The following is a 13,175-nucleotide window of genomic DNA, read 5'->3' as shown; positions in this document are numbered from 1 at the left end:
GCCTTTCCTACCAACAAGGAGAGTGAAAGATGACGACAAGACGTAAGTTTCTGACCACCGGGGCGGTGGGGGCGGCGGCAGCCGGTCTCGCGGCGCCCGCGCTCGCGCAATCCAAGATCAAGTGGCGGATGCAGACCTATGCAGGTCCGGCACTCGCCGAACAGGTCGTGGACAACTGCATCAAGACCTTCAACGAGATCGCTGACGGTCAGATGGAGATCGAACTCTATTACGCCGACCAACTCGTGCCGACCTCGGAGCTGTTCCGCGCGATGCAGTCGGGCACGATCGACGCGGTCCAGTCGGATGACGACTCGATGGCCTCGCCGACCGAAGTGACCGTCTTCGGCGGCTACTTCCCCTTCGGGCTGCGTTATTCGCTCGACGTGCCGACGCTGTTCAACGAATGGGGTCTCAACGAGATCTGGGACGAGCAGTATTCGGCCGTCGGCATCAAGCACATCTCGGCGGGCTCGTGGGATCCGTGCAACTTCGCGATGAAAGAGCCGGTGAAGTCGCTGGCCGATCTCAATGGCAAGCGGGTCTTCACCTTCCCGACCGCGGGGCGCTTCCTCGCGCAATTCGGCGTCGTGCCGGTGACGATCCCGTGGGAAGACGTCGAAGTCGCGCTTCAGACCGGCGAGCTCGACGGTGTCGCCTGGTCGGGCATCACCGAGGATTACACCTCGGGCTGGGGCAAGAACGCGCCCTACTTCCTGACCAACAACATCTCGGGCGCGTGGATCGGGCATTTCTTTGCCAACATGGATCGCTGGAACGAGGTCCCGGATCGTCTCAAGACGCTGATGAAGACCTGCTTCGACCAGTCGCATTACCACCGCCAGTACTGGTACTGGTCGGGCGAAGCGAAGCTGCGCGTGGACGGCACCGAGATGCAGCTGACCACGATCCCCGATGCCGAGTGGAAACAGGTCGAAGACGCCGCCCACAAGTTCTGGGACGAAATCGCTGCCGAAAGCCCGCTCAAGGCGAAGGTCGTGGACATCTTCAAGAAATACAACGACACCATGGCGAAGGCAGGCCCGCCCTACCGCTACGGCTGACGACATCGCGGGCGCGCGACGCTTTGATCGGTTCCGCGCGCCCTGCCCCACGTCCGGCTCTTGCCGGGCGCCTCGCCTCGCGGCAGTGTCGCGAGGCGCATTCAAACCCCGGAGGAGCCAATGACCGCCAAATTCTCGTTCGACGCGCTCAAGAAGGCCGTGAAGGCCGGCGAGATCGACACCGTGATCGCCGCACTGGTGGACATGCAGGGCCGCCTTCAGGGCAAGCGTTTCCACGCCCAGCATTTCGTGGATAGCGGCTGGCAGGAGACACATTGCTGCAACTACCTTCTCGCCACCGATCTCGAGATGGCCACGGTTCAGGGCTACGAGGCCTCGAGCTGGGAGCGCGGTTACGGCGACTATGTCATGAAACCCGACATGGAGACGCTGCGCCTGATTCCCTGGGTGCCGGGCACGGCGCTGGTGATCTGCGATCTGCTCGACCATCACACCCATCAGCCGGTGCCCCATGCGCCGCGCTCGGTCCTCAAGCGCCAGATCGGGCGCGCGAAGGAGATGGGCTATGACGTGATGATGGCGACTGAGCTGGAGTTCTTTCTGTTCGAGGAAAGCTACCCCGAGCTGTTCGACGCGGGCTATCCCGACCCGACCCCGGTGGCGCGCTACAATGTCGATTACTCGATCTTCGGCAATTCCCGCTGCGAGCCCGCGATGCGCGACATGCGTAATGCGCTTTACCGCGCGGGCATCCCGGTGGAGTGCTCGAAGGGCGAGGCCGAGCGCGGTCAGGAAGAGCTGAACGTGAAATACTCGGGCGGGCTCGAGACCGCCGACATGCATGTGCTGGTGAAGCAATGCGCGAAGGAAGTGGCGCAGTCGCATGGGCTCTCGGCGACCTTCATGGCGAAATACCACACCGACAAGGCGGGCTCGTCGAGCCATGTGCACCAGTCGCTGTGGAAAGCTGGCAAGCCCGTCTTCTTCGATGCGGAGGCGCCCAACGGCATGTCCGAGCTGATGCATCAATACCTTGGCGGGCAGCTGGCCCATGCCCGCGAGATCACCTATTTCCTCGCTCCCTACACCAACAGCTACAAGCGTTTCTGCGAGGGGCTGTTCGCGCCGACGAAAGCGGTCTGGTCGCTCGACAACCGCACCGCGGGCTTCCGCATCTGCGGCGAGGGCACCAAGAGCATCCGCGTGGAATGCCGGATCGGCGGGGCAGACCTGAACCCCTACCTCGCCTGTGCCGCGCTGCTCGCGGCGGGGCTCGCGGGGATCGAGGGCGAGATGGACCCGGGGCCGGAAGCCGCAGGCGATATCTACAAGGCGGGCGAAGTGACCGAGGTGCCCAAATCTCTGGGCGAGGCGCTCGGCGCGCTGGAAGGCAGCGCGATGCTGAAGGAGGCCTTCGGCCCTGAGGTGGTCGCCCATTACGCCCGTGCCGCGCGCTGGGAGCTGGAAGAGCAGAACCGCGTCGTGACCGATTGGGAACGGATGCGCGGCTTCGAGCGCGCCTGAGTTTTTGAAAGTGAGACCGCGGGCCGTGGACGCCCGCAAGGAGACATGATGTCGAAAGTGATCCAATGCATCTCGCCCGTCGACGGGCAGGTCTATGCCGAGCGCAAGACGCTCTCCCACCCGGAGGCGCAGGCGATGGTCGCGCAGCTCAAGGCGGCCCAGGCCGATTGGGCGGCGCGTCCGCTGGCCGAGCGGATCAAGCTCGTCGAGGCTGGTATCGCCAAGCTCAACGAGAAGAAGGACCAGGTCGTCGAGGAGCTGGCCTGGCAGATGGGCCGCCCCACCCGCTATGGCGGCGAATTCGGCGGCATGAACGAGCGCGCGGGCTACATGGCCTCGATCGCGGAAAGTGCGCTCGCGCCGATGGTGGTCGAGGAAAGCCCGGCCTTCCTGCGCCAGATCACCCGCGAGCCGGTGGGCCTCGTGCTGATCATCGCGCCGTGGAACTACCCTTACATGACGGTCATCAACTCGCTCGTGCCGGCGCTGATCGCGGGCAATACGGTGATGCTGAAACACGCCACGCAAACGCTGATGGTGGGCGAGCGCATCGCCGAGGCCTTCCACGAGGCGGGCATCCCGCAGGACGTGTTCCAGAACGTCTTCCTCAGCCATGAGGTGACCGAGACGCTGCTGGGCGAGCGCGCCTTCGACTTCATCAACTTCACCGGCTCGGTCGGTGGCGGGCGCAATATCGAGAAAGCCGCGGCGGGTACCTTCGTGGGCATGGGGCTGGAGCTGGGCGGCAAGGACCCGGGTTATGTGGCCAAGGATGCCGATCTCGATGCCGCAGTCGACGGGCTGATGGATGGCGCGCTGTTCAACGCGGGCCAGTGCTGCTGCGGGATCGAGCGGATCTATGTCCATGAAAGCCTGTATGACGCCTTCGTCGAGAAGGCCGTGGACTGGGCGAGCAAGCTGAAACTCGGCAACCCGTTCGAGCCGGAAACCACGATCGGTCCGATGGCGAACAAGCGCTTTGCCGATGTCGTGCGCGGCCAGATCGAAGATGCGATCACCGACGGGGCAAAGCCGCTGCTGGACCCGGCGCTGTTCCCGGCCGATGACGGCGGCGCCTATCTCGCGCCGCAGATCCTCGTCGATGTGAACCACGAGATGCGCGTGATGCGCGAGGAGAGCTTCGGCCCCGTCGTCGGCATCATGTCGGTGAAGGACGACGAGGAAGCCATCGCCGCGATGAACGATTGCGACTACGGGCTGACCTGCTCGATCTGGACCGCCGATCCGGTGCGCGCCGAGGCGATCGGCGCCCGGCTGCAGACCGGCACGGTCTTCATGAACCGCTGCGACTATCTCGACCCGGCGCTGTGTTGGACGGGCTGCAAGGAAACGGGCCGTGGCGGCTCGCTCTCCGTGCTCGGCTATCACGCGCTGACCCGACCCAAATCCTACCATCTCAAGAAGGTGACGAAATGAGCGCCCCCACCGCCAACTGGTCCTATCCGACCGCGATCAAATTCGGCCCCGGCCGGGTCAAGGAACTGGCCGATCACTGCAAGGCCGCAGGCATCACCAAGCCGCTTCTGGTGACCGACAAGGCGCTGGCGAGCCTGCCGATCACCGCGCAGGCGTTGGAAATTCTCGACTCCGCAGGTCTGGGCCGCGCGGTCTTCTCGCAGGTCGATCCGAACCCGAACGAGAAGAACATGGAAGACGGGCTCAAGGTCTATCGCGCGGGCGGGCATGACGGGGTCGTGTGCTTCGGCGGCGGCTCGGCGCTCGATCTGGGCAAGATGATCGCGCTGATGGTGGATCAGTCGGTAAGCGTCTGGGATCTCGAGGATATCGGCGACTGGTGGACGCGGGCCAACCCCGACACGATCGCACCGATCATCGCGGTGCCGACCACGGCAGGCACCGGTTCTGAAGTGGGGCGCGCGGGCGTTCTGACCAACTCCGAGACCCACAAGAAGAAGATCATCTTCCACCCGAAACTGCTGCCGGTGGTCACGATCTGCGACCCGGAGCTGACGGTGGGCATGCCCGCCTTCATCACGGCTGGCACCGGGATGGACGCTCTGGCGCATTGCCTCGAGGCGTTCTGCTCGCCCTTCTACCACCCGATGAGCCAGGGCATCGCGCTCGAAGGCATGCGGCTGGTGTTCGAGAACCTGCCCAAGGCCTACGCCACCCCGACCGATATCGAGGCGCGCGCGCATATGATGTCGGCGGCGGCGATGGGGGCGGTCGCGTTCCAGAAAGGGCTTGGCGCGATCCATTCGCTCAGCCACCCGGTCGGGGCGGTCTACGGCACCCATCACGGCACGACCAATGCCTGCGTGATGCCGATGGTGCTCGATTTCAACCGCGACGCCATCGAGGAGAAGATCACGCAAGCGGCGGCTTACCTAGGCATCGCGGGCGGGTTCGAGGGCTTCAAGGCGCGCGTCGAGAGCCTGCGCACCGAGCTGGGTATCCCCGCCAACCTCACCGCGATGGGCGTGAAAGCGGAAGACCTCGACATGCTGACGGATATGGCGCTGGAAGATCCCTCCTGCGGCGGCAACCCGGTCGAGATGACGCGCGAGAACACCCGCGCGCTGTTCGAGTCCTGCATTTAAGAAATAAGGGCGGATCCGGCGGCACTAGGGACGCAGCGTGCCGCCGGATCGCTCACCCGACCGGTGACGAGCCGGCCATTCGGATATAGGCGTCGGGCAAGGGGCTCTCGTGAGCCGCGACCTTTGCTCCGCCTTCGACGAAGCCCGAGACCACCGCGCCATGCGCGTGGATCAGGATCGCCACATTCGGATCATCGGACCGCTCGATGACGCGCACGCCATCGGGCAGCAATTCGATCTGCATCTCGACCTTGTCGGCCTGCGCGAAGATCTCGGCGAAAGCCGGATCCCAGTTGCGCAAGCCAAGGCCCTTCTCCATCCGCTCATGCATCGAGACCGCGTGTTTGCGGATCAGCGCCGCGATCTGCGGATCGTGCGAACGCGTGGTGGCGATGATGCCGTCAGGGGTCTCGGTGACCTCGCGGGCGATCTGGGCGTGATGCTTCAGAAGCGTGTGGAAATCGTGCTGGTCCTGCTGATGCCGCGCGGCATGGGCGGGGCCATGGCCCTTGCCATGACCATGGCGGCGCGCGTTCGGCATATGCTCGGCAGGTTGCGACATCGGGCTCCTCGCTTCGTTATGTTATCAGATAACATATATTTTCGAGAGATCATTCTGACAGATTGCCGCAGGGGGCAGGTCGGGGCCAATCGCCCCCCAGCCGCAGGACGCCCCGGCGAACGCGCGCACATCGCGAACGCCGGACTGGCGCAGCCCCATCGCGGATCGCCCCGCTCCAAGGGGTGGCCGCAGATGTTGCGCTCAGGGTGATTGCGCACGCTTTGAGGGCGCAGATCGACTGCCCCCATGCCGCCAAACTGCAACGCCCGTTCACACATCTTCACTCGCCTCTCGCGCGCGCGTGCAAAAGCGGTTACGAAAGGCCTCAGACTGGGAACGAACCTTCGGGGAAGACGGATGAAACGGATCACGGGCGGCATCGCGACGACGGCGCTTCTGGCGGGCATGGGGCTCGCGCAACCGGCGGGGGCGGAATCGACCATCGCCTGGAGCGTCGGAACGCTTGGCGCACCCGGTGCGATCGACACCCCCACCGCCGAGGTCTTCCGCGATGGCGAATTGGTGGGCTCGCTCTCGGGCTATCAGGGCAGCCAGCGCGCGAACTTCTCCTTTCAGGTCTTCCCGCGCCTGACCGCGACCGTGCGTTACTCGCGCGAGCAGGGGCTCGATGCGGGCGATACGCTTAAGGATCGCAGCCTCGATCTGCATCTCCAGGTGCTGAACGAAAAGGGCTGGCGCCCGGCCTTCGCCGTCGGCCTGCGCGACATCTTCGACAATGGGATCTACGCCTCGGAATATGTGGTCGCGACCAAGACCATCACACCGCGCCTGCGTGCCAGCATCGGTTGGGGCTGGGGTCGGCTCGGTTCGGACGGCTCGGGTGGCGGCACGCGCCCTGCCCCCTCCACGACGGGCGGGTTGAACTCGGAGGCCTGGTTCAAGGGCCCCTCGGCACCCTTCGCGTCGATCGCCTGGCAAGCCACCGAAAAGCTCACGCTGAAGGCGGAATACTCCAAGGACGCCTATTCGGCGCAGGAGGCCGCGGGCGAGATTGACGTCAAGACGCCGTTCAACTTCGGCGTCGATTACAGGATCAACCAGATCGCCTCGGTCTCGGGCTACGTGCTGCACGGCGACAAGCTTGGGCTGCAATTCAACATCGCGCTCGATCCGCGTCATCCGGTCGCCCCCTCGGGGCTCGAGCGCGCCCCGATCCCGGTCGCGCCGCGCCCCGCACGCGCGGCCGACCCGGAGGCCTGGTCGACCGACTGGGCCAATGACTCGACCGCCCGCCCCGCGATCCAGACCGCGATCGCCGATGCGCTGCGCAAGGACGGGCAGGTTCTGGAATCGCTCAAGCTGAGCCCGACCTCCGCCGATCTGCGGATCTCGAACGAGACCTATCGCGCCAACCCGCAGGCGATCGGCCATGCCGCGCGCATCGCGACGCGCGCCCTGCCCGCTTCGGTCGAGACGATCAAGATCACGCTGGTTGAGCGCGGCATGCCCGCCTCGACGACGACCCTCTCGCGCAGCGATATCGAGCGGCTGGAAAACGGCCCCTCGACCCAGATCGCGGCTGTCGCGCAGATCGGCGAGGCCGAGCGCGGCAATCAGGGCTATGTACAGACGGCTGGGCTCTATCCACGCCTGCTCTGGGGCATCGGCCCCTACCTCGAGCTGTCGCCCTTCGATCCGGGCGAAGGGCTGCATGCCGATATGGGCTTTGCGATCAAGGCACGTTACGAATTCGCGCCCGGGCTCGTGCTTGCGGGCGAGGTGCGCCAGAAGGTTCTGGGCAATCTCGACGAGGTTACCACCACCTCCACCTCGACCGTGCCGCATGTACGCAGCGACATCTACGAATACCAGAAACACGGCGATCTCGCGCTTCAGAACCTGACCTTCGCGGCCTATGGGCGCCCGGGCAAGGATCTCTATTCGCGCGTCACCGTGGGCTATCTCGAGCGGATGTATGGCGGGATTTCGGGCGAATTGCTGTGGAAGCCCGTCGACAGCCGCCTTGCGCTCGGGGCCGAGCTGAACTGGGTCAAGCAGCGTGATTTCGACCAGCGCTTCGGCTTCCAGGATTACGACACGGTCACCGGCTTCGTCTCGGCCTATTACGACTTCGGCGACGGGTTGACCGGCCAGCTCGATGTCGGTCGCTACCTCGCAGAGGATTGGGGCGCGACGATTTCGCTCGACCGCGAGATGGCCAACGGCTGGAAGATCGGCGCTTTCGCGACCTTCACCGACATGTCGGAAGAGGAGTTCGGCGACGGCCACTTCGACAAGGGCATCCGCCTGACGATCCCGCTGGGGTACGCGACCGGCCAGCCCTCGCTCAAGAGCTTCTCGACGACGATCCGGCCGTCGGTCGGCGATGGCGGCGCTCAGGTGAATGTCGACGGGCGGCTCTACGAGACGCTCGAGGGCAGCCACCAGGGCGGTCTCTATCGTGACTGGGGGAGGTTCTGGCGATGAGCGGGGCCCCTCGCGCCCTGTTCGGGGCGGTTCTGGGCCTCGGCCTGCTTGCGGGCTGCTCGAACCACGACAGCGCCGGCGTGCAGGAAGGCGGCTCGGTCGGCGGCACGATGGTGAAATCGGCCTTCGGCAAGATCCTTCCCGGCAAGAAAGCGGACGCGGCCCCGGCTGCACCCAGCGACCCGGCAAGCCTCGCGGCGGCGGCTCTGCAATCGATCCAGGGCCCCGTCATCCTCGTGACCTTCGAGGCGGGCAACGCCTCGACCGTGGGCGCGATGCGCGGCGAGAACGGGGCGATGCGCACCTACCAGACGCCCGATGCCCGCGCCTTCATCCTGCGTGACGGGCTGCTTGCGGGCACGCGCGGCCTCGGGCGCGACCTGATGTCGGCCGATACGTCTGCGGCAGGCGCGCTGATCCATGCGCGCAAGGCAGGCACCGCGAAACGAACCTTCCGTTATCTCGACGGCGACGGGGCGGAACGCCCCCTGCCCGTCACCTGCACGATCCAGCCCGCGGGCATCGTCGATCAGGGCGGAATCTCGGCCCGGCAGGTAGCCGAACGTTGCGAAGGCTCTGGCGTCACGCTTGACCTGAGCTATCTGGTGGAGGGCAACGGCACGATCCTCGCGTCGCGCCAATGGATCGGGCCTGCGCTTGGATACGTGGCGATCCAACAGCTGCGCAACTGAGCGCCCGCCTCCCTCTTCCGAAACGAAAAAAGCCCGCGCAAAGACGCGGGCTTTTTCCAGTCCCCGGACTGTCAGGCCCTACCCCTCCTGTCCGGATATGAAAGAGGGCCGGAACGCATGCGTCCGGCCCCTTCCAAAATCGGTGTTACCCGAAATTAGTTGTTCGACGCAGCGACAGCCACGGCAACCAGCAGCAGGATCGGAACAACGATCGCCGGGTTCGAGGACGACGACTGCTGAACCACAACGGGCTCGGGCTCAACGACCGGAGCGGTGTAGCCGCCGGCGAAAGCGGTCGAGCCGGTGAGGCCGAGGGCGAGAGCGAGAGCGATGGTAGCGATCTTTTTCATAGTAATCTCCGTCATTACCGTAAGGAGCCACCCATAACTGGCAGCTTCCGGGCGAGATTTACACAGCTAATCTTGATTGCAAAGGGGGAAATTCGTGACCTCATCACGTGGCATTAAAGACTGTTGCAGTTTGGCACTTTTCTTGCATGAAATGGCCAGAATTCCGCCGCAACCAACCCGGGGCGGCGTTTCGCCTCTCGTTTTATCGTCCGGATTCTGAGAAGAAACACGAGGGGTTGCCCGATCCGGCCCAAGGACGGCGCGGAGCGGGAATCACGAAAGACAAGGCAGCCACAAGGGGCGTCACACTATGAAAATCGCAATGATCGGCACGGGCTATGTCGGGCTCGTCTCCGGGGTATGTTTCTCGGATTTCGGCCATGAGGTGGTCTGCGTCGACAAGAACCCCGAGAAGATCGAGATGCTGCTCAAAGGCGAGGTCCCGATTTACGAGCCGGGGCTCGATGCGCTGCTGGCCAAGAATGTCGAGGCGGGCCGTCTGAGCTTTTCCACCGATCTCAAATCCGCCGTTGCGGGCGCCGATGCGGTCTTCATCGCGGTGGGCACGCCCACGCGGCGCGGCGACGGTCATGCCGATCTGACTTACGTGATGGCGGCCGCCGAGGAGATCGCGAACGCGCTGACCGGCTATGCGGTGATCGTGACCAAGTCGACCGTTCCGGTGGGCACCAACCGCCAGGTCAAGCAAACCATCCGCAAGGCCAATCCGAATGCCGAGTTCGACGTGGCCTCGAACCCCGAGTTCCTGCGCGAAGGTGCCGCGATCGACGATTTCATGCGTCCTGACCGCGTGGTCGTCGGCACCACCTCGGAGAAGGCCGAAGCGGTGATGGGCGAGATCTATCGCCCGCTCTTCCTGCGCGAATTCCCGATCCTCTACACGGATCTGGAGACCGCGGAGATGATCAAATACGCTGCCAACGCCTTCCTCGCGACGAAGATCACCTTCATCAACGAGATCGCGCGGCTGTGCGAAAAGACCGGCGCCGATATCAAGCAGGTCTCGCGCGGGATGGGGCTCGACGGGCGGATCGGCAACAAGTTCTTGCATGCGGGTCCGGGCTATGGCGGCTCGTGCTTCCCGAAGGACACTGCGGCGCTGGCGCGGATCGGTCAGGACTATTCCTGCCCGATGGAGATCGTCGAGACCGTCATCAAGGTCAATGACGAGATCAAGCGCCGGATGATCGAGAAGATCGTCGATCTTTGCGGCGGATCGGTGAACGGCAAGACGATCGCGGTCTTCGGCGTGACCTTCAAACCCAACACCGATGACATGCGCGAAGCCCCTGCCCTGACCATCGTGCCCGCGCTGGTGGGCGGTGGTGCCAAGGTGCGCGTGGTCGACCCGCAGGGCCAGCGCGAGGGCGAGGCCCTGCTGCCGGGCGTGCAATGGGTCGATGACGCCTACAAGGCCGCCGCCAAGGCCGATTGCGTGGTGATCCTGACCGAGTGGAACGAGTTCCGCGCCCTCGATCTCAAGAAGCTCGCGAAGAAGATGGAGACCCCGCGCATGGCCGACCTGCGCAACATCTACCATCACAAGGATGCCAAGAAGGCCGGGTTCGAGGCCTATGTGGGCGTCGGGCGGTAAGACCCGATACCGCGCAAGGGGGAAACGGAATTGGGGGGCGCTGCCCCCCCTCTTCGGCTTTCGCCGAATTCACCCCCCGAGATATTTTCATCAAGAAGAAGAGGCGCGCCTTTCAGGCCGCCTGCCCTGCCGCCCAACCCGAGGCCCAGGCCCACTGGAAATTATAGCCGCCGAGCCAACCCGTCACATCGACCACCTCTCCGATGAAATAGAGCCCCGGCACGCGGCGGGCCTCCATCGTCTTTGCGTCGAGTTCATCCGTCTCGACACCGCCCAGCGTGACCTCGGCCGTGCGGTAGCCCTCCGAGCCCACCGGGCGCACCTGCCAGCGATGCATCTGCTCCGCCAGACACGCCAACGCCTTGTTGGATTGATCCGCCAGCCGGCCCGTCAGCCCCGCCTCGGCCACGACGAATTGCGCGAGTTTCTCGGGAACATGGCGCGCAAGCGCGTTATGGAGCGCCTGCTTGCCTGCCTCGGCGCGCTGCGCGGCCAGGAGCGCCGCGATATCCCCCTCCGGCATGAGGTCGATCGTGATTGCATCGCCTTCGCGCCAGTAGCTCGAGATCTGCAGGACCGCCGGGCCAGAGAGGCCGCGATGGGTGAAGAGCAAATCCTCGTCGAAGCGGGTCTTGCCGTGGCTCACGCGGGCGGCGCGGGCGAGCCCGGCCAACGGCGCGGTGCGCGCAAGTTCCTGCTCTGCGAAAGTGAGCGGCACCAGCGCGGGACGTGTCTCGACGATCTCGATATCGAAGCTTTTGGCGATTTCGTACCCAAGCCCGGTGGCGCCCATTTTCGGGATCGATTTGCCGCCGGTCGCCACGATCACCGCCTCCGCCGCGATGGGGCCCGCCGACGTCTCGACGACGAATCCCTCTCCGACGCGTCGCAGGCTCTCGATCGATGTCTCAAGCTGGAGGCGCCCCCCTGATGCACGCAGATCCTCGACCAGCATCTGCACGATCAGCGTGGCCTTGCCGTCGCAGAAGAGCTGGCCCAGATGTTTCTCGTGCCAGGCGATGCCCGCGCCCTCGACCCGCGCGATGAAATCGGCGGGCGTGTAGCGAGACAGTGCGGAGAGTGCGAAGCGGGGATTGCGGGACAGGAACCGCTCGGACGCATTCTGGCGCGTCAGAAGCCGGTTGGTGAAATTACACCGCCCCCCGCCCGAAATCCGGATCTTTTCGCCGGGGTTGCGCGCATGATCGAGCACCGTGACCGAACGCCCGCGGCGCCCTGCCTCGATCCCCGCCATCAGCCCCGCCGCGCCCGCACCGAGGATCACCACATCACTTCGTTCCATGCCCCGCCTCCTGCCCGAGAGCCGATCTGCACGCAATCGAAATTTCTTCCGATTTTCCTCTTGAAGCCCCGCCCGAGCTTGGCTAAACACCGCTCCACGTTGGGGCGTAGCCAAGTGGTAAGGCACCGGTTTTTGGTACCGCGCACCGTAGGTTCGAATCCTACCGCCCCAGCCACTTTTTTCGACAGCGCCAATGAAACAAGGGCTGATAGCCCTCGTATCACCCCACGTGTGTTACAGCCTGCAAAAACTGTAACACACGGTGTGACACACAGGCGTGGCGGACCTCGCCTGTCCATTTCCCGAAAGCACCCGTTCTCGGCTGGCCCTTATATGATGCGGCGCGGCCGGATCTTCTATTTCCGAAAGCGTCTGCCCCTCGCCGGTGAAAATCGGGATTCAAACCATTTTTTGTGCCTCTCCTTGCGCACCGATCTCCCAGCCGATGCCGTGAAGCGCGCCGCTGCGCTGCTCGCGGTCTACGAGCAAGAGAAAGAAAAGATCGTGGACGCAATTCTGAACGACACACTGACGAAAGAAGACGCAAAAGCCCTGCTGACGGAGATATTGCGCGCCGAGCTCGCACGGCTTCTCGAGACACAATACGAGATGACGAAAACGAGCGACGCCGAGCTCGACGCGCGCATCGAGGAACTGGAGACTGAGAACAAAGCGCTCAGGAGGGCTGCGCGCCAGGGAAATTGGGACGGTGTCCGCAATCTGCTCGACGCAGCGACGAAGCTGATCGGCATTTCTGCCCCCGAGCCGCTCGATCCTGATCTTGGCCGCCAGGCGATTGGCCTCAAACGGCGCTTGATCGAAATCGAGACCGAGATCCTCGAGGGTGACGAGTTGCGCCAGTGCGCCAAGCCGCTCCTGAACGACAACGGGATCGCAGACCTCGATGTGTTCGTCCAGAAGCCGGTGCTCCTGTCGACTGCGATCGCAATCATCTTGAAGCGTTCGGCCAACACGAGCTTGGAGGGCAACGCGCAAGTGAACCGCCCCATGTTTGCCGGAGGCTCCAACTCCTGAGTAGGATGGAGCATCATGAGCAAGACGACGAACAAGTTT

Annotated in this window: 11 protein-coding genes and 1 tRNA gene; 9 read left to right on the top strand and 3 right to left on the bottom strand. The window is 64.4% G+C overall.

Going from position 1 to position 13,175, the window contains the following annotated elements:
* The first annotated feature begins 29 nt into the window (after nt 1-29).
* The 4 genes from BMI90_RS14485 (at nt 30) to BMI90_RS14470 (ending at nt 5,131) form a co-directional block, all read left to right on the top strand.
* On the top strand, nt 30-1,064 hold the full coding sequence (locus BMI90_RS14485) for a TRAP transporter substrate-binding protein (protein WP_078530212.1): 1,035 nt from the start codon (nt 30-32) through the stop codon (nt 1,062-1,064).
* Between the two features lie 120 nt (nt 1,065-1,184).
* A complete protein-coding gene (locus BMI90_RS14480; RefSeq protein ID WP_078530211.1) occupies nt 1,185-2,549 on the top strand; it encodes a glutamine synthetase family protein in 1,365 nt (454 codons plus the stop codon).
* Between the two features lie 48 nt (nt 2,550-2,597).
* Nucleotides 2,598-3,986, top strand: coding sequence for an aldehyde dehydrogenase family protein (locus tag BMI90_RS14475; protein ID WP_078530210.1), 1,389 nt, complete (start codon nt 2,598-2,600; stop codon nt 3,984-3,986).
* Entirely contained in the window at nt 3,983-5,131 is a 1,149-nt protein-coding gene (locus BMI90_RS14470; protein ID WP_078530209.1) for an iron-containing alcohol dehydrogenase, read from the top strand. The genes BMI90_RS14475 and BMI90_RS14470 overlap by 4 nt, the downstream gene beginning before the upstream one ends.
* Nucleotides 5,132-5,183: 52 nt before the next feature.
* Here BMI90_RS14470 and BMI90_RS14465 read toward each other — a convergent pair whose 3' ends face one another.
* On the bottom strand, nt 5,184-5,693 hold the full coding sequence (locus tag BMI90_RS14465) for a hypothetical protein (protein ID WP_210401961.1): 510 nt from the start codon (nt 5,691-5,693) through the stop codon (nt 5,184-5,186).
* Between the two features lie 357 nt (nt 5,694-6,050).
* Between BMI90_RS14465 and BMI90_RS14460 the strand changes: the two genes are divergently transcribed.
* Both BMI90_RS14460 and BMI90_RS14455 read left to right on the top strand, forming a co-directional pair.
* Entirely contained in the window at nt 6,051-8,141 is a 2,091-nt protein-coding gene (locus BMI90_RS14460) for a YjbH domain-containing protein (protein ID WP_078530208.1), read from the top strand.
* Nucleotides 8,138-8,833, top strand: a complete 696-nt coding sequence (locus tag BMI90_RS14455) for a YjbF family lipoprotein (protein ID WP_078530207.1) — start codon at nt 8,138-8,140, stop codon at nt 8,831-8,833. The genes BMI90_RS14460 and BMI90_RS14455 overlap by 4 nt, the downstream gene beginning before the upstream one ends.
* Nucleotides 8,834-8,988: 155 nt before the next feature.
* On the opposite strand, the gene BMI90_RS14450 is transcribed toward BMI90_RS14455, so the two are convergent.
* The gene (locus BMI90_RS14450) at nt 8,989-9,183 is read right to left on the bottom strand and encodes a hypothetical protein (protein WP_146671303.1); all 195 of its coding nucleotides are present in this window, start codon (nt 9,181-9,183) and stop codon (nt 8,989-8,991) included.
* 310 nt (nt 9,184-9,493) lie between these two features.
* Between BMI90_RS14450 and BMI90_RS14445 the strand changes: the two genes are divergently transcribed.
* Nucleotides 9,494-10,798: a UDP-glucose/GDP-mannose dehydrogenase family protein gene (locus BMI90_RS14445; protein ID WP_078530206.1), complete on the top strand. Its 1,305-nt coding sequence runs from the start codon at nt 9,494-9,496 to the stop codon at nt 10,796-10,798.
* A gap of 112 nt (nt 10,799-10,910) precedes the next feature.
* Here the strand turns inward: BMI90_RS14445 and BMI90_RS14440 are convergent, their stop codons facing one another.
* Nucleotides 10,911-12,101 (bottom strand): NAD(P)/FAD-dependent oxidoreductase, encoded by a 1,191-nt coding sequence (locus BMI90_RS14440; protein WP_078530205.1) that lies wholly within the window; start codon nt 12,099-12,101, stop codon nt 10,911-10,913.
* A gap of 100 nt (nt 12,102-12,201) precedes the next feature.
* Here BMI90_RS14440 and BMI90_RS14435 point away from each other — a divergent pair.
* Nucleotides 12,202-12,276 (top strand) — tRNA-Gln (locus BMI90_RS14435).
* 158 nt (nt 12,277-12,434) lie between these two features.
* Entirely contained in the window at nt 12,435-13,136 is a 702-nt protein-coding gene (locus tag BMI90_RS14430; RefSeq protein ID WP_078530204.1) for a DUF6538 domain-containing protein, read from the top strand.
* The last annotated feature ends 39 nt before the right edge of the window (nt 13,137-13,175 follow it).

The sequence above is a fragment of the Thioclava sp. L04-15 genome (genome assembly GCF_002020275.1).
Taxonomy (GTDB): domain Bacteria; phylum Pseudomonadota; class Alphaproteobacteria; order Rhodobacterales; family Rhodobacteraceae; genus Thioclava; species Thioclava marina.
This window is presented reverse-complemented; position numbering and strand designations above follow the sequence as displayed.